This is a genomic window from Pseudomonas sp. M2 (genome assembly GCF_015751845.1).
Classification (GTDB): domain Bacteria; phylum Pseudomonadota; class Gammaproteobacteria; order Pseudomonadales; family Pseudomonadaceae; genus Aquipseudomonas; species Aquipseudomonas putida_E.
Window position 1 is genome coordinate 2679443 of sequence record NZ_JADOUD010000001.1, and the last position, 18492, is coordinate 2697934.

General features: G+C 61.6%; 16 protein-coding genes and 1 pseudogene. 10 read left to right on the plus strand and 7 right to left on the minus strand.

Going from position 1 to position 18492, the window contains the following annotated elements:
* Positions 1-88: 88 nt before the first annotated feature.
* Positions 89-1984, plus strand: a complete 1896-nt coding sequence (gene dibA, locus IWW33_RS12390; protein ID WP_115273136.1) for a phosphodiesterase DibA — start codon at positions 89-91, stop codon at positions 1982-1984.
* Between the two features lie 62 nt (positions 1985-2046).
* Here dibA and tcyN read toward each other — a convergent pair whose 3' ends face one another.
* Genes tcyN through tcyJ form a run of 3 tightly spaced genes read right to left on the minus strand, consistent with a single transcriptional unit; the run spans position 2047 to position 4267 of the window.
* The gene (tcyN, locus tag IWW33_RS12395; RefSeq protein ID WP_046788212.1) at positions 2047-2805 is read right to left on the minus strand and encodes an L-cystine ABC transporter ATP-binding protein TcyN; all 759 of its coding nucleotides are present in this window, start codon (positions 2803-2805) and stop codon (positions 2047-2049) included.
* A 2-nt stretch (positions 2806-2807) separates the two neighbouring features.
* The gene (gene tcyL, locus IWW33_RS12400) at positions 2808-3476 is read right to left on the minus strand and encodes a cystine ABC transporter permease (protein WP_039603142.1); all 669 of its coding nucleotides are present in this window, start codon (positions 3474-3476) and stop codon (positions 2808-2810) included.
* Positions 3473-4267, minus strand: a complete 795-nt coding sequence (gene tcyJ, locus IWW33_RS12405; RefSeq protein ID WP_115273135.1) for a cystine ABC transporter substrate-binding protein — start codon at positions 4265-4267, stop codon at positions 3473-3475. Before tcyJ ends, tcyL begins: the two co-directional genes overlap by 4 nt.
* Before the next feature lie 269 nt (positions 4268-4536).
* Here tcyJ and epsC point away from each other — a divergent pair, with 269 nt between their 5' ends.
* Both epsC and betT read left to right on the plus strand, forming a co-directional pair.
* A complete protein-coding gene (gene epsC / locus IWW33_RS12410) occupies positions 4537-5469 on the plus strand; it encodes a serine O-acetyltransferase EpsC (RefSeq protein WP_174141987.1) in 933 nt (310 codons plus the stop codon).
* 245 nt (positions 5470-5714) lie between these two features.
* Positions 5715-7676: a choline BCCT transporter BetT gene (gene betT, locus IWW33_RS12415; protein ID WP_217433396.1), complete on the plus strand. Its 1962-nt coding sequence runs from the start codon at positions 5715-5717 to the stop codon at positions 7674-7676.
* 107 nt (positions 7677-7783) lie between these two features.
* On the opposite strand, the gene tauD is transcribed toward betT, so the two are convergent.
* The 4 genes from tauD to tauA are packed head-to-tail and all read right to left on the minus strand — an operon-like array spanning position 7784 to position 11279.
* Positions 7784-8617 (minus strand): taurine dioxygenase, encoded by an 834-nt coding sequence (tauD, locus tag IWW33_RS12420; protein ID WP_174141986.1) that lies wholly within the window; start codon positions 8615-8617, stop codon positions 7784-7786.
* A 52-nt stretch (positions 8618-8669) separates the two neighbouring features.
* On the minus strand, positions 8670-9509 hold the full coding sequence (gene tauC, locus IWW33_RS12425; protein ID WP_125924696.1) for a taurine ABC transporter permease TauC: 840 nt from the start codon (positions 9507-9509) through the stop codon (positions 8670-8672).
* Complete coding sequence (gene tauB, locus IWW33_RS12430) at positions 9506-10294, minus strand: taurine ABC transporter ATP-binding subunit (RefSeq protein WP_174141985.1); 789 nt, start codon at positions 10292-10294, stop codon at positions 9506-9508. Before tauB ends, tauC begins: the two co-directional genes overlap by 4 nt.
* Before the next feature lie 13 nt (positions 10295-10307).
* Positions 10308-11279, minus strand: coding sequence for a taurine ABC transporter substrate-binding protein (tauA, locus tag IWW33_RS12435; RefSeq protein ID WP_174141984.1), 972 nt, complete (start codon positions 11277-11279; stop codon positions 10308-10310).
* Between the two features lie 499 nt (positions 11280-11778).
* On the opposite strand from tauA, the gene IWW33_RS12440 reads away from it, so the two are divergent.
* The 7 genes and pseudogenes from IWW33_RS12440 (at position 11779) to IWW33_RS12470 (ending at position 18379) form a co-directional block, all read left to right on the plus strand.
* Positions 11779-13128, plus strand: a complete 1350-nt coding sequence (locus IWW33_RS12440; RefSeq protein WP_161871810.1) for an OprD family porin — start codon at positions 11779-11781, stop codon at positions 13126-13128.
* 166 nt (positions 13129-13294) lie between these two features.
* Positions 13295-13933, plus strand: coding sequence for a peroxiredoxin (locus IWW33_RS12445; protein WP_012316733.1), 639 nt, complete (start codon positions 13295-13297; stop codon positions 13931-13933).
* A gap of 395 nt (positions 13934-14328) precedes the next feature.
* Positions 14329-15293: pseudogene (locus IWW33_RS12450) on the plus strand (sulfonate ABC transporter substrate-binding protein).
* 60 nt (positions 15294-15353) lie between these two features.
* Positions 15354-16502: an FMNH2-dependent alkanesulfonate monooxygenase gene (ssuD, locus tag IWW33_RS12455; protein ID WP_174141982.1), complete on the plus strand. Its 1149-nt coding sequence runs from the start codon at positions 15354-15356 to the stop codon at positions 16500-16502.
* Between the two features lie 10 nt (positions 16503-16512).
* Positions 16513-17310 (plus strand): aliphatic sulfonate ABC transporter permease SsuC, encoded by a 798-nt coding sequence (ssuC, locus tag IWW33_RS12460; RefSeq protein WP_174141981.1) that lies wholly within the window; start codon positions 16513-16515, stop codon positions 17308-17310.
* Positions 17307-18119 carry an aliphatic sulfonates ABC transporter ATP-binding protein gene (gene ssuB, locus IWW33_RS12465; RefSeq protein ID WP_174141980.1) on the plus strand — a complete coding sequence of 271 codons (813 nt, stop codon included), beginning with the start codon at positions 17307-17309 and terminating at the stop codon, positions 18117-18119. The genes ssuC and ssuB overlap by 4 nt, the downstream gene beginning before the upstream one ends.
* 44 nt (positions 18120-18163) lie before the next feature.
* Positions 18164-18379, plus strand: coding sequence for a molybdopterin-binding protein (locus IWW33_RS12470; protein ID WP_008095172.1), 216 nt, complete (start codon positions 18164-18166; stop codon positions 18377-18379).
* Positions 18380-18492: the final 113 nt, after the last annotated feature.

Consider the following 18492-nt stretch of genomic DNA (forward strand, 5'->3'; position numbering starts at 1 on the left):
AAAACCAGTCACCCTTGCAGATAGGACGTCACGGCATGTTTCTGCCTCTATAATGCCCCATCATTTTTCATGGACTTTTGTTGCCGACATGTCTGTTTCCGTTCGCGACGCCTTGCGCATGGCCGCGCTGTATCTGGTGCTCTCGATCCTCTGGCTGGTGCTGTCAGAGGTGGTTTTGCGCAGCATGTCTGAAGACCCTCTGGCCTTGGCCGTGGGGCGGCAGATCAATGTTGTTCTATGGGTGCTGGCCAGCGCGGGGCTGATTTTCTTTACCCGTGCCCGTCTGCTCAATTTCATCGGTGTCGGCGCACGTCTTCGCAGCGAAGACCGCGCCCGCCTGCGTATGGCCGCAGCCGTGTTCGACAGTACCCTGGAGGGCGTGCTGGTCACTGACCGCCAGGGGCTGATCGTGCACGTCAACCGTGCCTTCATGCGGATCACGGGTTACCAGCAGGACGAAGTGCTCGGCCAGCGCCCGAGCAAGTTCAAGTCGGGCCGGCACGGCGTGCCGTTCTATCAGCAGATTTATGCCACCCTGGCAGAGAAGGGCGAGTGGAGCGGGGAGATATGGAACCGGCGCAAGAGCGGTGAAATCTACCCGCAATGGCAGACAATCCGCGCCATACACGATGATGGCGGTGAGATGACCCATTATGTCGCGGTTTTCAGCGACATCAGCGCGATCAAGCATACCGAGCAGGAACTGGCCTACCTGGCCCACCACGACCCCCTTACCGGCTTGCCCAACCGTCTGCTGTTCAACGACCGGGCCGAGCAGGCACTGGCTTCGGCACAGGCCAACAAGCGTGGATGTGCTTTGTTGCTGCTTGACCTTGACCACTTTCAGAGCATCAACGACGGCTTGGGCCACACCATCGGTGATCAGCTGCTCAAGCTGGTAGGCGAGCGTCTGGCCGAGGTGGTGGGCAATGGCGTGACCTTGGCGCGCCTGGGCGGTGACGAGTTTGGTGTGCTGGCAGAGAACTGCCAGCAGGTCGGCCAGGCCGGCAAACTGGCACAGGCGCTCATCGAACGCATGCGTGAACCGTTCGAGTTCGACGGGCATCGGCTGTTCATCAGCGTCAGTGTTGGCATCAGCCTGTTCCCCAGCGATGCGTTGAGCGCCGAACAGCTACTGCGCAACGCCGACTCGGCGCTGTTCAAGGCCAAGCACAATGGCCGCGCCTGTTACGCGCTGTACACCGAAGAGCTGACAGCACACGCCCAGCACCGGGTGGAAACGGCAGGCGAGCTGCGCCGTGCGCTGGCGCAAGACGAACTGCGGGTGTTCTACCAGCCGGTGTTCGACCTGTTCACCTCGAAGATGGTCGGGGTGGAGGCACTGGTGCGTTGGCAGCACCCGCAACGTGGCTTGGTGCCGCCAAGCGAATTCATCCCTATCGCCGAGCGTACCGGGCTGATTGCCGACATCGATGCCTGGGTGCTGCGCGAGGCGTGCCGGCAGATGGTCAGTTGGCAGGCTGACGGGCGCCTGCTCGAGTTCGTTGCGGTCAACATCTCCAGCCGGTTGTTCGGCCAGCGTGAGCTGTACCGGCAAGTGGCCGGGGTGTTGCACGAAACCGGTCTGGATCCGTCGCTGCTGGAGGTGGAGGTGACCGAGAGTGCAGTCATGGAAGACCCCGAAGTCGCGCTGGAGCAGTTGCACCGGCTGCGTGAGCTGGGCTTGAACCTGGCAATCGATGACTTTGGCACCGGCTACTCGTCGTTGCTGCGGCTAAAGCGCCTGCCGGTGCAGAAGCTGAAGATCGACCAGGGCTTCGTCGCCGGCTTGCCGATGGATGACGACGACGTCGCGATCGTGCGGGTGATCATCGCCCTGGCCCGGAGCATGGGCATGCAGGTGCACGCTGAGGGCATCGAGCAGCCGGAGCAGGCCAGGTTCCTGCTGGAGCAGCAGTGCCAGCTGGGGCAGGGCTACTGGTTCGGGCGGCCCGTGCCGGCTGAGGGTTTGCGTTGGAACTGAGTAGGGCCGCTTCGCGCCCCATCGCCGGTTTGCCGGCGATGGGCCAGTGAAACGAATGCCGATTATTCGGAAGCCGCAGTCCCGAGAAACTTGCGCAAGAACTGCCGCGTCCGCTCTTCCTTGGGATTGGCAAACAGCGCCTTGGCCTCGCCCTGCTCGACGATCACCCCCTTGTCGAAGAAGATCACCCGGTTAGCCACATCACGCGCAAAGCTCATCTCATGGGTGACGATGATCATGGTGCGCTTTTCTTCCGCCAGGCCGCGGATGGTCGCCAGCACCTCGCCGACCAGCTCAGGGTCGAGCGCCGAGGTGGGTTCATCGAACAGAATCACCTCAGGTTCCATGGCCAGCGCCCGGGCGATGGCAACGCGCTGTTGCTGTCCGCCCGAAAGGCGTTTGGGGTAGGCGTCTTCCTTGCCTGCCAGCCCGACCTTGGCCAGCAGCTTGCGGCCCAGCTCGATGGCTTGGGCGCGGGGCGTCTTCTTGACGATCACCGGCCCTTCGATGACGTTTTCCAGCGCTGTGCGATGAGGGAACAGGTTGAAGCTCTGGAACACGAAGCCGGCCTGCTGGCGCAAGCGGCGAATGGCACTTTGCTGATTGCCAAGCGGGCGGTTGGCATCGATGCTGATGGCACCGATCTGAATGCGCCCGGCGTCTGGCGTTTCCAGCAGGTTGAGGCAACGCAGGAAGGTGGTCTTGCCCGAGCCGCTGGGGCCGATGATGGCCACCACTTCGCCCGGTTGCACGGTCAGGTCGATGCCGTTGAGCACGGTCTGGCCTTTGAACTGCTTGGTCAGGCCTTCTACTACGATCATCTTCAGTGCTCCTGGTCGTGCTGGTTGACCCGCGCTTCCATGCGGTTCTGGAAGTGCGCGAGGATGCTGCAGAGGACCCAGTAGACCACCGCAACGGCCAGGTACATGGTGAATACTTCGAAAGTGCGCGCAGTGATCAGCTGCGCCTGGCGGAACAGCTCGGGCACCTGGATGGTCGCCGCCAAGGCGGTGTCCTTGACCAGCGAGATGAAGCTGTTACCCAGCGGTGGCAATGCCGTGCGCAGTGCTTGCGGCAGGATCGCCCGGCGCATGGCCTGGGTGCGGGTCATGCCGATGCTGGCGGCTGCTTCCCACTGGCCACGGTCGATCGAGGAGATCGCCGCACGCAGGATTTCGCAGATGTACGCTGCCATGTTCAGCGACAGGCCAATCAGCGAGGCCGGGATCGGGTCGAGTTCGATGCCGATCTGCGGCATGCCGAAGTAGATCACGAACAGCTGCACCAGCAGCGGCGTGCCCCGGAAGAACGACACATAGATGCGTGCCAGCCAGTCCAGCGGCAGGATCTTCGACAGGCGCATCAGTGCCAGGGCAAAACCCAGTACCAGGCCGAAGAACATGCCGCCGACACTCAGCAGCACTGTATAACCCGCGCCCTTGAGCAGGAAGGGCGCGGAATCGACAACGAGTTGCAGGCTTTCAGCGATCATTTGGTGACATCGGCACCGAAGTATTTCTCGGACAGCTTGGCCAGGGTGCCATCGGCCTTGAGCTTGTCGATGGCCTTGTTGATGGCCGCCAGCAGCTCCGGCTCACCCTTGCGCAGGGCCACGCCGCTTTCCAGGCGCGAGAAGGCGTCGCCGGCAAGCTCGGTGTCCTTGGCTTTTTGCGCGTATTCCAGGGCGGCCAGGCGGTCGATCAGGATGGCGTCGATACGGCCGTTGCGCAGGTCGGCGAACTTGCTTGGGTCATCTTCGTAGGTGCGCACTTCAGCGTTCGGAACGTCCTGCTTCACCCACTGTTCGTAATTGGTGCCCAGGCCCACACCGACCTTCTTGCCGGCCAGGTCCTGCGCGGTCTTGATGTTCAACTGCTCGGCTTTCTTCTTCAGGATCAGCGCCTGGATGCCGGAGACGGTGTAGGGCTCGGAGAAGTCGTACTTCTTCTTGCGCTCCTCGGAGATGGTCACTTGGTTGACCACCACGTCCAGGCGCTTGGATTCCAGCGCTGCAAGGATGCCATCCCATTTGGTTGGCTGGATCTTGGCCTTGACGCCCAGCTCCTTGGCCAGCAGTTCTGAAAACTCGACCTCGAAGCCGGCGAGCTTGCCGTTTTCATCCTGGAAGCTGAACGGCGGGTAGGTGCCCTCGAGGCCGACGTTGATCACGCCTTTTTCCTGGATGGTTTTCAGTTGCTCGCCGGCGAATGCCTGGCTGAACAGACCGGTGCCCAGCAGGATGGCCAGGCTGGCATTGAGAAGCGGTTTGGCGAATTTCGACATGTCAGGCCCCGCGCTTGTTGTGGAAGTGGTGGGTGGCGACTATAGGGTTGGCTTCATAGGCCAGGAAATAATAAAAACTTATTTTGTTATTTCCTTTTTGATCTGTGCCGGGTTTTGGCTGCTTTGAGGGTAGGCGACGATGCCGGGTCCGTCATCGCGGCTTATGCCCGACTTAGCGCAGGATGGAATAAAGCGTTGTTTTTTCCAAGGGGCTGATTTGCCGTAAAGTGGATTGCAAACTATCTGATTGGCCCTGGCAGGAGATCACCGTGAGCGAACAACCTTCATCCGCGCATTGGCAGTTGCACAATATTGTCAGCGGCCTGCGCAGCGCCCGTGAGCAGTGGCGAAGCCACAATGGCCGCAGCATTGGCGAGCAGGGCGGGCGCGAATTGCCCTCGCGCGAGGCCATTCGCCAGGTCCTCGAGCAGTTGTGCGGTGCGCTGTTCCCGATGCGTTTGGGCCCGGTCGACCTGCGCGAAGAGAGCGAGGACTTCTACGTTGGCCACACCCTCGACGCCGCGCTGACCGCGTTGCTGGCCCAGGCACGTCTGGAACTGCGCTATGCCGCGCGCCAGAGCAATGCCGACCTGGCCGCCGTCGATGCCCAGGCACTGCGCCTGATCCAGGATTTTGCCGCCGCCCTGCCAGGCCTGCGCGTGCTGCTCGACACCGATGTACTTGCCGCCTACCACGGTGACCCGGCCGCGCGCAGCGTCGATGAAGTGCTGCTGTGCTACCCGGGCATACTCGCCATCATCCATCACCGACTGGCCCACCATTTGTACCAGGCCGGTTTGCCATTGTTGGCGCGAATCTGTTCGGAGCTGGCGCATTCGGCCACGGGTATCGATATCCACCCGGGCGCGCAGATCGGCCCGAGCTTCTTCATCGACCACGGTACCGGTGTGGTGATCGGCGAGACTGCGATCATCGGTGAGCGTGTGCGCATCTACCAGGCGGTGACCCTTGGCGCCAAGCGCTTCCCGAGCGATGAGTCGGGTACGTTGCACAAAGGCCTGGCCCGCCACCCGATCGTCGAGGACGATGTTGTGATCTATGCGGGGGCGACCATCCTGGGAAGGATCACCATTGGTAAAGGTTCGACCATTGGCGGCAATGTGTGGCTGACCCGGAGTGTGCCGGCCGAAAGCAACATTACCCAGGCCAATCTACAGTTGGATTGCCAGGGCAAGAATTGACCTGAATGCTTCACTGCCTGTACCGGCCCTATCGCCGGTGCAGGAATGTGCCGATCAGCAGCCCGGGTCGCATCGAATCCCGATCCATGTTTAACTTGAACGCTTGTTCAACGAAAAAACGCTGGTCCGCTGCCGGTGTTCAACAGGAGGATTCCTTTGCTGAACCCGTTCATTCCGAACCTCACGTCAATCGACGAGGTGCATGCCCCATGAGTGCACCGACCCCTTCCAACAGCCAGATCCGCATGAACCCTCCGGTGTTCTATTTTGCGGCAAGCTTCATCCTCATCTTCGGCCTGGTGGTCATCGCCCAACCGCAAGCAGCGGGCGACTGGCTCTTGGCAGCGCAGAACTGGGCGGCCAACACGGTCGGCTGGTACTACATGCTGGCCATGACCCTGTACCTGGTCTTCGTGGTGGTCACCGCCTTGTCCGGCTACGGCAAGATCAAGCTCGGTGCCGACCACGACGAACCCGAGTTCAGCTACCTGTCGTGGGCCGGCATGTTGTTCGCCGCCGGTATCAGCATCACGCTGTTCTTCTTCTGCGTTTCCGAACCCCTGACCCACATGCTCCAGCCCCCCCAGGGTGAGGCGGGCACGGCGGAGGCCGGGCGCCAGGCGATGCAGATACTGTTCCTGCACTGGGGCCTGCATGGCTGGGGCGTGTTTGCCTTCGTCGGCATGGCGCTGGCCTACTTCGCCTACCGCCACAACCTGCCGCTGGCTTTGCGTTCGGCGCTGTACCCGCTGATCGGCAAGCGTATCAACGGGCCGATCGGTTACGCGGTAGACGGTTTCGGCATCATCGCCACGGTGTTCGGCCTGGGCGCCGACATGGGCTTCGGGGTGCTGCACCTCAATGCCGGCCTCGACTACCTGTTCGGCATCAGCCATAGCCAATGGGTGCAGATCGCGCTCATCGTCCTGATGATGGGCGCTGCGGTGGCCGTAGCGGTCGCGGGGGTGGAGAAAGGTGTGCGGGTGATGAGCGACATCAACCTGTTCCTGGCCTGTGCCCTGCTGCTGTTCGTGCTGTTCGCCGGGCCCACCCAGCACCTGTTCAATACCTTGATCCAGAACCTTGGCGATTACCTTGGCGCCCTGCCACGCAAGAGCTTCGACGTCTATGCCTACGGCGAAAACCGTGACTGGCTGGGCGGCTGGACGGTGTTCTACTGGGCCTGGTGGATTGCCTGGGCGCCTTTCGTGGGGCTGTTCATCGCGCGTATCTCGCGTGGCCGCACCATCCGTGAATTCGTCTTCGGTGTGCTGCTGATCCCGCTGGGCTTCACCCTGGCGTGGATGTCGATCTTCGGCAACAGCGCGCTGGACCAGGTGCTGAACCACGGCATGACCGCGCTCGGCCAGTCGGCCATCGATAACCCGTCGATGAGCCTGTACCTGCTGCTGGAGACCTACCCGTGGAGCAAGACCGTCATCGCGGTGACGGTGTTCATCAGCTTCGTGTTCTTCGTCACATCGGCGGACTCGGGCACGGTGGTGCTGTCGACCTTGTCCGCCAAGGATGGCGGTGCTGATGAAGACGGCCCGAACTGGTTGCGGATCTTCTGGGGCGCGATGACTGCGCTGATCACCAGCAGCCTGCTGTTCGCCGGCAGCATCGATTCGCTCAAGTCGGCGGTGGTGCTGACCTCGCTGCCGTTCTCGTTGATCCTGCTGTGCATGATGTGGGGCTTGCATAAGGCGTTCTACCTGGAGTCGCAGCGCCAGATTGCCCAGTTGCATTCGCTGGCACCGTTCGCGCAGTCCCGCCGTGGCCGTGGTGGCTGGCGCCAGCGCCTGAGCCAGGCGGTGCACTTCCCGTCACGCGATGAGGTGTACCGCTTCATGGACGACGTGGTGCGCCCGGCGATTGCCGATGTGCGCGAGGTGTTCGAGCAGAAAGGCCTGGTACTGGTGACCCAGGATGACCCTAGCCATGACAACGTCAGCCTGAAAGTGGGCCATGGTGAAGAGCAGCCGTTCATCTATCAGGTGCAGATGCGCGGGTATTTCACACCGTCGTTCGCGCTGGGTGGGTTGGGGACGCAGGATTTGAAGAACCGCCGTTATTACCGGGCGGAGGTGCACCTTAGCGAGGGCAGCCAGAACTACGACCTGGTGGGCTACAGCAAGGAGCAGATCATCAACGACATCCTCGACCAGTACGAGCGGCATATGCAGTTCTTGCATCTGGTCAGGTAGATCGCTGGGGCCGCTTTGCGGCCCTTTCGCGACACAAGGCCGCTCCTACAGGCCTGTAGGCGCGGCCTTGTGTCGCGAAAGGAGGCCAAAGGCCTCCCAACGTTCTTTCAGAACGGCGCATCCCCCAGGATGGTCGCCCGATGCATCACCCGCCGGTTCGGCCGGTAATCATCCACCGCAAAATGCTGAGTGACGCGGTTGTCCCAGAACGCCACGTCGTTCTCCTGCCAGCGCCAGCGGATGCTGAACTCCGGCCGCGTCGCATGGGCGAACAGCAGCTTGAGCAGCGCCTCGCTCTCCAACTCGCTCAGCTCATTGATCCGCGTGGTGAACCCTTCATTGACGAACAACGCCTTGCGGCCGCTTACCGGGTGCGTACGAATAACCGGGTGTGACAGCGGCGGGTTGTTGCGCCGGGTCGCTTCCCAGCGCGCCAGATCTTCAGGCGTAGTGCCAAAGCGCTCGAGCGGGAACGACTTGGTGAAATCGTGCGTTGCAGTCAGGCCATCGAGCATCTCGCGCAGCGGGGCCGACAGGGCTTGGAAGGCGGCAATGCCGCTGGCCCACAAGGTATCGCCGCCATAGGCCGGCAACTGCTTGGCACTGAGCACCGCACCCAGTGCCGGGGTCGGCAGGAAGGTTACGTCGGTGTGCCACACGGCATTATCGCGTACGTCGGTGACCGCAGTGTCGAGGATCAGCACCTGCGGGGTTTGCGGTACGTTGGGGTAGATCGGGTGGATGTGCAGGTCGCCGAAGCGCGCGGCAAAGCGCGCTTGCTGCTCGGGTGTGATCGGCTGGTCCCGGAAGAACAACACCTGGTGTTGGAGCAGTGCCTGCTCGATGGCGTCGCGCTGCTCGACGGTAATCTCGCCGCTGATGTCCACGCCGCTGATCTGGGCGCCGAGGGCCGGGCTGAGGGGGGTAACGGTCAGGCTCATGTCTTTTCTCACTCCAGGCGCCGGGTAGCCGGCGTGGTCAGTCCGCAATCGGTCAGTGGCTTTGCCCATGCCAGGGCACCAGCTTGCGCTGCAGGGCGCGCAGGCCCATCTCCAGGGCGAAGGCGATCAGGGCGATCAGCAGGATGCCCAGCACCACCACGTCGGTCACCAGAAACTGCGCCGCCGACTGCACCATGAAGCCCAGGCCGCTGGTGGCAGCGATCAGCTCGGCGGCTACAAGGGTCGACCAGCCCACACCCAGGCCGATACGGATGCCGGTGAGTATGTCGGGCAGGGCGCTGGGCACGATCACATGGCGGATCAGTTGCACTTTGGTCGCCCCCAGCGATTGCGCAGCGCGCAATCTGGCCGGGTCGACGGTGCGCACGCCGGTGGCCGTAGCGATGGCGATCGGGGCGAAGATTGCCAGGTAGATCAGCAGTACCTTGGACAACTCGCCGATACCGCACCAGATGACGATCAGTGGCAGGTAGGCCAGTGGCGGTATGGGGCGGTAGAACTCGATCAGTGGGTCGAGGATGCCGCGGGCCACACGGTTGTAGCCGATGGCGATACCGGCCGGGATGGCGGTCAGGGTCGCGGCAACCAGCGCCAGGCCGATGCGGCCCAGGCTCGCGCCCAGGTGTTGCCACAGGCTGGCGTCCATGTAGCCTTGGGTGAGCAAGCTCCAGGCTTTGGCCAGGATGTCGCCGGGCGCTGGCAGGAACAGTGGCTCGATCCAGCCGGCGGCGGTCACCAGCCACCAGACCAGCAGCAGGCTGGCCAGGGTTAGCGTGCTGATCCAGCGGGTAGAAAGTTGGCGGCGCGCTTTATCAACGGGCCGGGCTTGGCTGTCGCGCTTGCTGGCGACCGGCAGATCAAGGCTGCTCATGCGTGCTCCTGCAGGCTTTGGCGTTGAGAGAAAACCCGCGCCAGCACATGCTCGCGGGTTTCAATGAAGCGTCGGTCAGACTTGATGGCCCGGGCCGATTCGCCAGCGGCATAACGTTGGCCGAAGTCCAGCTGCAGGCGCTCGACCACGCGGCCTGGGTCTGGGGCCAACAGCACCAGTTCGGTTGCAAGGAATACGGCTTCTTCAATGTCGTGAGTGATCAGGAACACCGGTTTGGCGGTGCGCTGCCAGACCTGCAGCAACAGTTCCTGCATCTGCTCGCGGGTGAACGCATCGAGGGCGCCGAACGGCTCGTCCATCAGCAGTACCCTTGGGTCGGCCGCCAGCGCGCGGGCCAGGCCCACACGCTGCTTCTGGCCACCGGACAGTTGCCAGATGCGCCGCTCGCCAAAGCCATCCAGATCGACCAGTGCCAGCATTTCCCGTGCCTTGGCCTCTCGCTCGCCGCGGGCTACACCAGCCAGCTCCAAACCGAAGGCGACATTGCCCAGCACGTTCTGCCATGGCAGCAGGGCATCGTCCTGAAACACCACGCCGCGTTCGGCGCCGGGGCCTTGCACCGGCACGCCGTCAAGGGTGATGCGCCCGCCGCTGGGGGCGACAAAGCCCGCGATCAGGTTGAGCAGCGATGTCTTGCCGCTGCCGGAGGGGCCCAGTGCTACCAGCAGCTGGCCTGGGCCCAGGCTGAGGTTGATGTCGGCCAGCACAGGGGTGCTGGCGCCGGGGTACTGTGCGCTGATGCGCTCCAGTTCTAGCAAGGCCATGACGGGCTCCGGATCAATTGGGCAAGAACTTGGCGCTGACGTAGGCCGAATAGTCCGGCAACACGGCGTCGACCTTGCCTTGCTGCTTGAGGAAGGTGGCGGTGTCGGTCAGCGCTTGAGTGGTCGGTGCACCCAGGGCGTTGGCCTGGTCGGCGGCCAGCGGGTAGACGTTGCCTTGCAACAGAGCAGGAATATCACTGGCCTTGGCACCGGACAGCTTCACCAGCTTGGCCACGTTGTCCTTGTTGGCCAGCCAGGCCTGCGGGTCTTTGCGGTAGTCGGCGTAGGCGTCGAGGGTGACCTTGGCAAAGGCTTTGACCACCTCGGGGTGCTTGTCGGCGAAGTCCTTGCGCACGATCCAGGCATCGAAGGTCGGTGCGCCTTTCTCGGCCAGCTCCCCGGAGGTGATCAGCACCTTGCCGTTTTCCTTGGCCACGCCCAGGGCCGGGTCCCAGACGTAAGTGGCGTCGATGTCGCCGCGCTTCCAGGCAGCGATGATCGCCGGTGGGGCGAGGTTGAGGATCTGCACCTTGGACGGGTCGATGTTCCAGCTCTTCAGCGCGGCCAGCAGGCTGTAGTGGCCGGTGGAAACAAAGGGCACGGCGACTTTCTTGCCGATCAGGTCTTGTGGGGTCTTGATGCTGTCGCGGGCCACCAGCGCTTCGCCGGCGCCGATCTGGGTGGCGATCAGGAAGGTTTCCACCGGCAGCTTGCGGGTGGTGGCAGCGGCCAGCGGGCTGGAGCCCAGGTAGCCGATCTGTACATCGCCGCTGGCTACCGCTGTGATCACATCGGCGCCGTTATCGAACTTGCGCCAGTCGATGCTGGCCTTGCTGGCTTTTTCGTAGTCGCCATCGACCTGGGCCACCTTAGCCGGGTCGACGGTGGTCTGGTAGGCGACGGTCAGGTCGGCGGCCTGGGCGAACCCGCTGGTGCCGGCGAGGGTCAGGGCGGCGAGCAAGCGCAGTGGCGTGTGCGGGATCATGGTCGAACCTCTTGTCAGGCAATCGGTGTGATAGATGGCAAGAAGGCTAGATGATCTAAGAAATAGAAAATAAATAACTTTTTGGAATTAGCATAGGAGCCATTCGCTTTAAGCTGAAGGGCTCGATCAGGCTTCTGGGCGAAGACCAAGTGAAATGGTCGGTCTTTTCCGCTTAACAGAGCGATTGGAAATAAGGATATGAGCAAACGTTTGCAAATAACCTAAAGCTATTACAAGCGTCTGCCGATACAGCTTTTGGCAGTAAAGGTTTCAACCATATGCCTTAAAAATCTTACAAATTCATAAAACGGTCATTTTGGATTTATAGGATTGTCATTATCCTGTAGCGCAGGTGGCGTCTTAGACCAAAGTCGTGAAATGTTCAGTAACGATTGACTTGCTGGTCACTCTTTGGGACTAAATCGCCAGTCCACGGTGAGCAGGGCATCAGATCCCGCCGCCAGAGATACACAAAAATTAGAACGTAGAGGAGCAAAACATGTACAAGTCCAGCCTGGCTCTGGCCGTGGCACTGGGGGTTCTCGCCCAACAAGCAGGCGCTGCCGGTTTCGTTGAAGACAGCAAATTGTCCCTCAGCTCGCGCACCATGTATTTCAACGATGACACCCGTGAAGGCGGTGTGGAAGATCAGAAAGAGGCAGGTCAAGGCTTCAAGCTTGACTACCTGTCTGGCTTCACCCAGGGTGTCGTAGGCTTTGGTGTTGATGTACAAGCGCTGTGGGGTATTCACCTTGATGGTGGCCGTGGCAGCCGTCCTGACGCCGATAACTCCTTCTTCCCAAGTGATTCTGATGGTTCTGCAGCTCATAACTGGGCGCGGATCGGGGGCAATGCTAAGGCGCGCTTCTCGAAGACCGAAGTCCACTATGGTAGTGCGCTGGCGCCGAACCTGCCGATCTTGGTGTCCAACGACGGTCGTCTGCTGCCGCAGACCTTTGAAGGCGGCACCATTCAGTCGAAAGAAATCGACAACCTGACCATCAACGCCGGTCAGTTGACCCACGCTATGGGGCGCGCATCGAGCAATCGTACCGGTCTGTCCGTAGCTGGTGCCTTCCACGAGAGCAATAAGTTCCGCTATGGCGGTCTGGACTACAAACTTACTCCTGACCTGACCCTGCAGTACTACTACTCCAATCTGGAAGACTTCTATAAGCAGCACTTCCTGGGCGCGACCCATGTCTTCAAAATCGCTGACAACCAGTCGTTCAAAACCGACCTGCGCTACTTCGACAGCAGCAGCGATGGCCGTAACGGCGAAGCGGGTTACGCGTTCAGCAACAACAATGGCTACGCCAAGAACGCTGGCGAGGTTGATAACAAAACCTGGTCTGCAATGTTCACCTATACCTTGGGCGGCCACTCGCTTCTGGTCGGTCACCAACAGGTTGGTGATGACGGTGGCTTTGTCTGGCTGAACCAGGGCAACGTCCGCAAAGACGGCTCTGCTTCCTCACTAGAAGGCGCCGGTGGCGCTAGCTTCTACCTGTTCACCGACAGCATGATTAACCAGTTTGCCCGTGCTGGTGAGAACACCACTTTCGGTCAGTATTCCTATGACTTCGCCGGTTTAGGTGTTCCAGGTCTGAAAGCTGCCGTTTCGTATCTGCGTGGTGATGACATCCGCTACCGTTCTGGTCACGGCACTTATAGCGAGTGGGAGCGTGATGCACGTATCGATTACACCATTCAAGAGGGCACGCTGAAAGGCCTCGGCTTCAGCCTGCGTCAAGGTGTCTATCGTGGGAGCGGTGGTTCGACGAGTGAGTTCACTAAAGACAAAGATCAGGCCCGCCTAATCGTGAACTACACTTACAACTTCATGTAAAACGTAGTTGTGAAAAAGAGCCTCGCCTAGCGCGAGGTTTTTTTATGCTCATCATTTTGTATTCCGTATGGTTATAAATAAATTGTTATTTATTCTTTTTGTTTTTATCGGAATGCAGGCACATTGAACATCACAAGGCCAGCCCATAGCCAAGGAGCCGCACCACATGAGCCTCAAACTCGGCGACATCGCCCCCGACTTCGAACAAGATTCCAGCGAAGGTACGATCCGCTTCCACGAGTGGCTCGGTAACAGCTGGGGTGTGCTGTTCTCTCACCCGGCTGACTTCACCCCGGTGTGCACCACCGAGCTAGGCCTGACCGCCAAGCTCAAGGACGACTTCGCCAAACGTGGGGTCAAGGCCATCGCCCTGTCCGTGGACCCGGTCGACTCTCACCACAAGTGGATCGAGGACATCAACGAGACCCAGAACACCGTGGTCAACTTCCCGATCATCGCCGACGCCGACCGCAAGGTTTCCGACCTGTACGACCTGATCCACCCGAACGCCAGCGACACCCTGACCGTACGCTCGCTGTTCGTCATCGACCCGAACAAGAAGGTGCGCCTGACCATCACCTATCCAGCCAGTACCGGGCGCAACTTCAACGAAATACTGCGGGTGATCGACTCGCTGCAGCTCACCGACAACCACAAGGTGGCCACGCCAGGTAACTGGCAGGATGGCGACGAAGTGGTAATCGTGCCTTCGTTGAAGGATGAGGACGAGATCAAGCAGCGCTTCCCGAAAGGCTATCGCGCTGTAAAACCCTATCTGCGGCTGACCCCGCAACCCAATCGCTGAAGCATTCTCGTTGCATTGCTCTTAGCCATAGCAGGGATATTCGGGCCGTTTCGACGGCCCTTTTTTATGCCTGCACAAACCGCTTCATGCGTGGGGCTGCTGCGCAGCCCATCGCGACACAAGGCGCGGTTCCTCGTAGGAGCGGCCTTGTGTCGCGAAAGGGCCGCAAAGCGGCCCCAATATCAAAGAATCACCAAAGTACTTTATGGAATAAACAAATGAAAAAATATGATTTCTAGGAATATACCAAGGCTGCTAATGTCAGCCCTCAGGTGCAACACTTCCAGCGCTGGAGCATCTGAACCGGCACAACGGATTTATCGCGTCATCCACCTTACTCGCCCGTCAACGAGGCAAGCAGGTGCAACCCGAACCTACTCGCACAGGAGAGCGCCATGCGCACAGTCTTCTTGCGTCGTGGTCTGGTCGCCCTGTTTGCGGCGGCTGTGTCCTTCGGCGTCATTACCCAAGCCCAGGCTGAAAGCCTGCGTATCGGCTATCAGAAATACGGCACCCTGGTGCTGCTCAAAGCCAAGGGCACGCTGGAAAAGCGCTGGCCGATCAGGGCATCCAGGTGCAATGGACCGAATTCCCAGGTGGCCCGCAGCTGCTCGAAGGCTTGAATGTCGGCTCCATCGACTTTGGCGTAACTGGTGAAACGCCGCCGGTATTCGCTCAGGCCGCCGGTGCCGATCTGCTCTATGTGGCCTACGAACCGCCTGCGCCGCACAGTGAAGCGATCCTTGTACCGAAGGGTTCGCCGATCCAGTCGGTGAAGGAACTCAAAGGCAAGAAAGTTGCGCTCAACAAAGGTTCGAACGTGCACTACCTGCTGGTCCGCGCCCTGGAAGAGGCCGGCCTCAAGTACAGCGATATACAGCCCGTCTACCTGCCGCCGGCCGATGCCCGCGCCGCGTTCGAGCGTGGCAGCGTCGATGCCTGGGTGATCTGGGACCCGTACCAGGCCGCCGCCGAACAGCAGCTGCAGGCACGCACCCTGCGTGACGGCAAAGACCTGGTCGACAACCACCAGTTCTACCTGGCTACCCGCAACTACGCGACCCAGCATCCGGCTGTGATCAACGCCCTCATCGAAGAAGTACGCGCCGTGGGCAAATGGTCACAGGCCAACCCGCAGGAGGTGACCGACCAGGTCGCTGCGCTGCTCGGGCTGCCCGCCGACATCACCCTGACTTCGGTCAAGCGCCAAGGCTACGGTGCCGCGCCGCTGACCCCCGAGGTGGTGGCCGCACAACAGAAAATCGCCGACACCTTCCAGGCGCTGAAGCTGATTCCCAAGCCGCTGAGCATCAAGGACGCGATCTGGACACCCCCGGCCAAGGTCGCCAGCGCGCCTTGATTGATTCGCCTGTGCCGGGGTGCCGCTGTGGCCCTCGCCACCTTTGAGGAGACAACTCCAATGAGCCTTAACATTTTCTGGTTCCTCCCCACCCACGGTGACGGCAAGTACCTGGGCACATCCGAGGGCGCCCGTGCGGTCGATCACGGTTACCTGCAACAGATTGCCCAGGCCGCCGACCGTCTCGGCTTTGGTGGTGTGCTGATCCCTACCGGGCGTTCCTGCGAGGATTCCTGGTTGGTGGCAGCATCGCTGATCCCGGTGACCCAGCATCTGAAATTCCTGGTTGCCCTGCGTCCAGGCATCATTTCGCCAACGGTCGCGGCGCGCCAGGCGGCAACCCTGGACCGCCTGTCCAACGGCCGGGCACTGTTCAACCTGGTCACCGGTGGCGACCCCGACGAGCTGGCCGGTGATGGCCTGCACCTGAACCACCAGGAGCGCTACGAAGCCTCGGTCGAGTTCACGCGTATCTGGCGCAAGGTGCTGGAGGGAGAGAACGTCGACTACCAAGGCAAGCACATCCAGGTGAAGGGCGCCAAGCTGCTCTATCCGCCCATTCAGCAACCACGCCCGCCTCTGTATTTCGGTGGCTCGTCCGAAGCCGCGCAGGACCTTGCCGCCGAGCAGGTCGAGCTGTACCTGACCTGGGGCGAGCCGCCAGCCGCTGTTGCCGAGAAAATCGCTCAGGTGCGGGAGAAGGCTGCCGCGCAGGGCCGCGAAGTACGCTTTGGTATCCGTCTGCATGTGATCGTGCGGGAAACCAACGACGAAGCCTGGGCCGCGGCAGACCGCCTGATTTCGCACCTGGACGACGACACCATCGCCCGTGCCCAGGCTTCGCTGGCGCGCTTCGACTCGGTGGGCCAGCAGCGCATGGCCGCATTGCATGGCGGCAACCGTGACAACCTCGAAGTCAGCCCCAGCCTGTGGGCGGGTGTCGGCCTGGTACGCGGTGGCGCCGGTACCGCGCTGGTCGGTGATGGCCCGACTGTCGCAGCGCGGGTCAAGGAATACGCAGACCTGGGGATAGATACCTTCATCTTCTCAGGTTACCCACACCTGGAAGAGTCCTACCGCGTTGCCGAGCTGCTGTTCCCGCACTTGGACGTGCAGCGCCCGGAGCAACCGCAGACCGGTGGCTACGTGAGCCCGTTCGGCGAGATGGTGGCCAACGACATCCTGCCCAAGTCCGTGTCGCAGAGCTGAGGGCGCAGCCATGAGTCGTGCAACGTCCTCCACTCTGACCCAGCGCCTGGCGCCGTGGGCGCTGCCGGTACTGCTGTTGGCCATCTGGCAGCTGGCGGTCAGTGCTGGCTGGTTGTCGACGCGCATCCTGCCTGCACCCAGCGCCGTAGTCAGCGCCGGTGTCGAGCTGGTGCGCAGCGGTGAAATCTGGACCCACCTGGCCATCAGCGGCTGGCGTGCCGGCCTGGGCTTTGTGATCGGTGGCAGCATTGGGCTGGTGCTGGGCTTCATCACCGGCCTGTCGAACTGGGGCGAACGCCTGCTCGACAGCTCGGTGCAGATGATCCGCAACGTGCCGCATCTGGCGCTGATCCCGCTGGTGATCCTGTGGTTCGGTATCGACGAGTCGGCAAAGATCTTCCTGGTCGCGCTGGGCACGCTGTTCCCGATCTACCTGAACACCTATCACGGTATCCGCAACGTCGACCCGGCGCTGGTGGAAATGGCCCGCAGCTATGGCCTGTCCGGCTTCGGCCTGTTCCGCCAGGTGATCCTGCCGGGTGCGCTGCCCTCGATCCTGGTCGGTGTGCGCTTTGCCCTCGGCTTCATGTGGCTGACCCTTATCGTTGCCGAAACCATTTCGGCCAACGCCGGTATCGGTTACCTGGCAATGAATGCCCGTGAATTCCTGCAGACCGACGTGGTGGTCCTGGCCATCGTCCTGTATGCCGTGCTCGGCAAGCTCGCCGACCTCGCCGCCCGTGGCCTGGAACGTCTCTGGTTGCGCTGGCATCCGGCCTACCAAGTCGCCAGGAAGGAGGGCGCATGACCATTCTCAAGGAGCAACCTCCGCGCTTGTTGCGGGGTATCCCGCTGGCCGCCAATAGCTTGCGCAAGACCTTTGGCCAGCGTGAAGTGTTGCGTGGTATCGACCTGCACATTCCGGCCGGCCAGTTCGTTGCCATCGTCGGGCGCAGCGGCTGTGGCAAGAGCACCTTGCTGCGCCTGCTGGCCGGGCTCGACCAGCCCGGCGCCGGTGAGCTTCTGGCTGGTGCCGCACCGCTGGCCGAGGCCCGCGAAGAAACCCGCCTGATGTTCCAGGACGCTCGCCTGCTGCCTTGGAAAAAGGTGATCGACAACGTCTGCCTGGGCCTGTCCGGCCACTGGCGCCCCCGTGCGCTGGAAGCACTGGAGGCGGTTGGCCTGGCTGACCGCGCCAATGAATGGCCGGCAGCGCTCTCGGGTGGCCAGAAGCAGCGCGTGGCGTTGGCCCGGGCGCTGATTCATCAGCCACGCCTGCTGCTGCTGGACGAGCCGCTGGGTGCGCTGGATGCCCTGACCCGTATCGAGATGCAGCAACTGATCGAACGCCTGTGGCGTCAGCACGGCTTCACCGTGCTGCTGGTCACCCATGACGTCAACGAAGCCGTTGCCGTGGCCGACCGGGTGATCCTTATCGAGGACGGGGCAGTCGGCCTGGACCTCAATGTCGATCTGGCACGGCCAAGGGTGCGTGGTTCGCAGCGTCTGGCCGCGCTGGAAGGCGAAGTGCTCAACCGTGTTCTGTCGGCCCCGGGCACTGCGCCAGAGCCGGACCCTGTAGCCCCTCTGCCCACGCAACTGCGTTGGGCGCACTGAATGACTCACTTACCAGACTGAAGCCATAGAGAAGGAAGCACATCATGACTATCAAAGCCATCAACGTCCGCAACCAGTTCAAAGGCACCGTGAAAGAAATCCTCGAAGGCCCGGTATTGTCGGAAATCGATGTGCAGACCGCCTCCGGCATCGTCACCTCGGTGATCACCACCCGCTCTGTGAAGGAGCTGGAACTGCAGGTGGGCAGTGAAGTGATCGCTTTTGTGAAATCGACTGAAGTGTCCATCGCCAAGCTGTGATGTGGGCATTTGGGGCTGCTTTGCAGCCCTTTCGCGACACAAGGCCGCTCCTACAGGGGAACGCGATTTCCTGTAGGAGCGGCCTTGTGTCGCGAAAGGGCCGCAGGGCGGCC

Bases quoted from the DNA above. Each gene is read 5' to 3' on its own strand.
- dibA (WP_115273136.1), top strand. From the start codon at position 89: ATGTCTGTTTCCGTTCGCGACGCCTTGCGCATGGCCGCGCTGTATCTG.
- tcyN (WP_046788212.1), bottom strand. From the start codon at position 2,805: ATGATCGTAGTAGAAGGCCTGACCAAGCAGTTCAAAGGCCAGACCGTG.
- tcyL (WP_039603142.1), bottom strand. From the start codon at position 3,476: ATGATCGCTGAAAGCCTGCAACTCGTTGTCGATTCCGCGCCCTTCCTG.
- tcyJ (WP_115273135.1), bottom strand. From the start codon at position 4,267: ATGTCGAAATTCGCCAAACCGCTTCTCAATGCCAGCCTGGCCATCCTG.
- betT (WP_217433396.1), top strand. From the start codon at position 5,715: ATGAACCCTCCGGTGTTCTATTTTGCGGCAAGCTTCATCCTCATCTTC.
- tauD (WP_174141986.1), bottom strand. From the start codon at position 8,617: ATGAGCCTGACCGTTACCCCCCTCAGCCCGGCCCTCGGCGCCCAGATC.
- tauC (WP_125924696.1), bottom strand. From the start codon at position 9,509: ATGAGCAGCCTTGATCTGCCGGTCGCCAGCAAGCGCGACAGCCAAGCC.
- tauB (WP_174141985.1), bottom strand. From the start codon at position 10,294: ATGGCCTTGCTAGAACTGGAGCGCATCAGCGCACAGTACCCCGGCGCC.
- tauA (WP_174141984.1), bottom strand. From the start codon at position 11,279: ATGATCCCGCACACGCCACTGCGCTTGCTCGCCGCCCTGACCCTCGCC.
- IWW33_RS12440 (WP_161871810.1), top strand. From the start codon at position 11,779: ATGTACAAGTCCAGCCTGGCTCTGGCCGTGGCACTGGGGGTTCTCGCC.
- IWW33_RS12445 (WP_012316733.1), top strand. From the start codon at position 13,295: ATGAGCCTCAAACTCGGCGACATCGCCCCCGACTTCGAACAAGATTCC.
- ssuD (WP_174141982.1), top strand. From the start codon at position 15,354: ATGAGCCTTAACATTTTCTGGTTCCTCCCCACCCACGGTGACGGCAAG.
- ssuC (WP_174141981.1), top strand. From the start codon at position 16,513: ATGAGTCGTGCAACGTCCTCCACTCTGACCCAGCGCCTGGCGCCGTGG.
- ssuB (WP_174141980.1), top strand. From the start codon at position 17,307: ATGACCATTCTCAAGGAGCAACCTCCGCGCTTGTTGCGGGGTATCCCG.
- IWW33_RS12470 (WP_008095172.1), top strand. From the start codon at position 18,164: ATGACTATCAAAGCCATCAACGTCCGCAACCAGTTCAAAGGCACCGTG.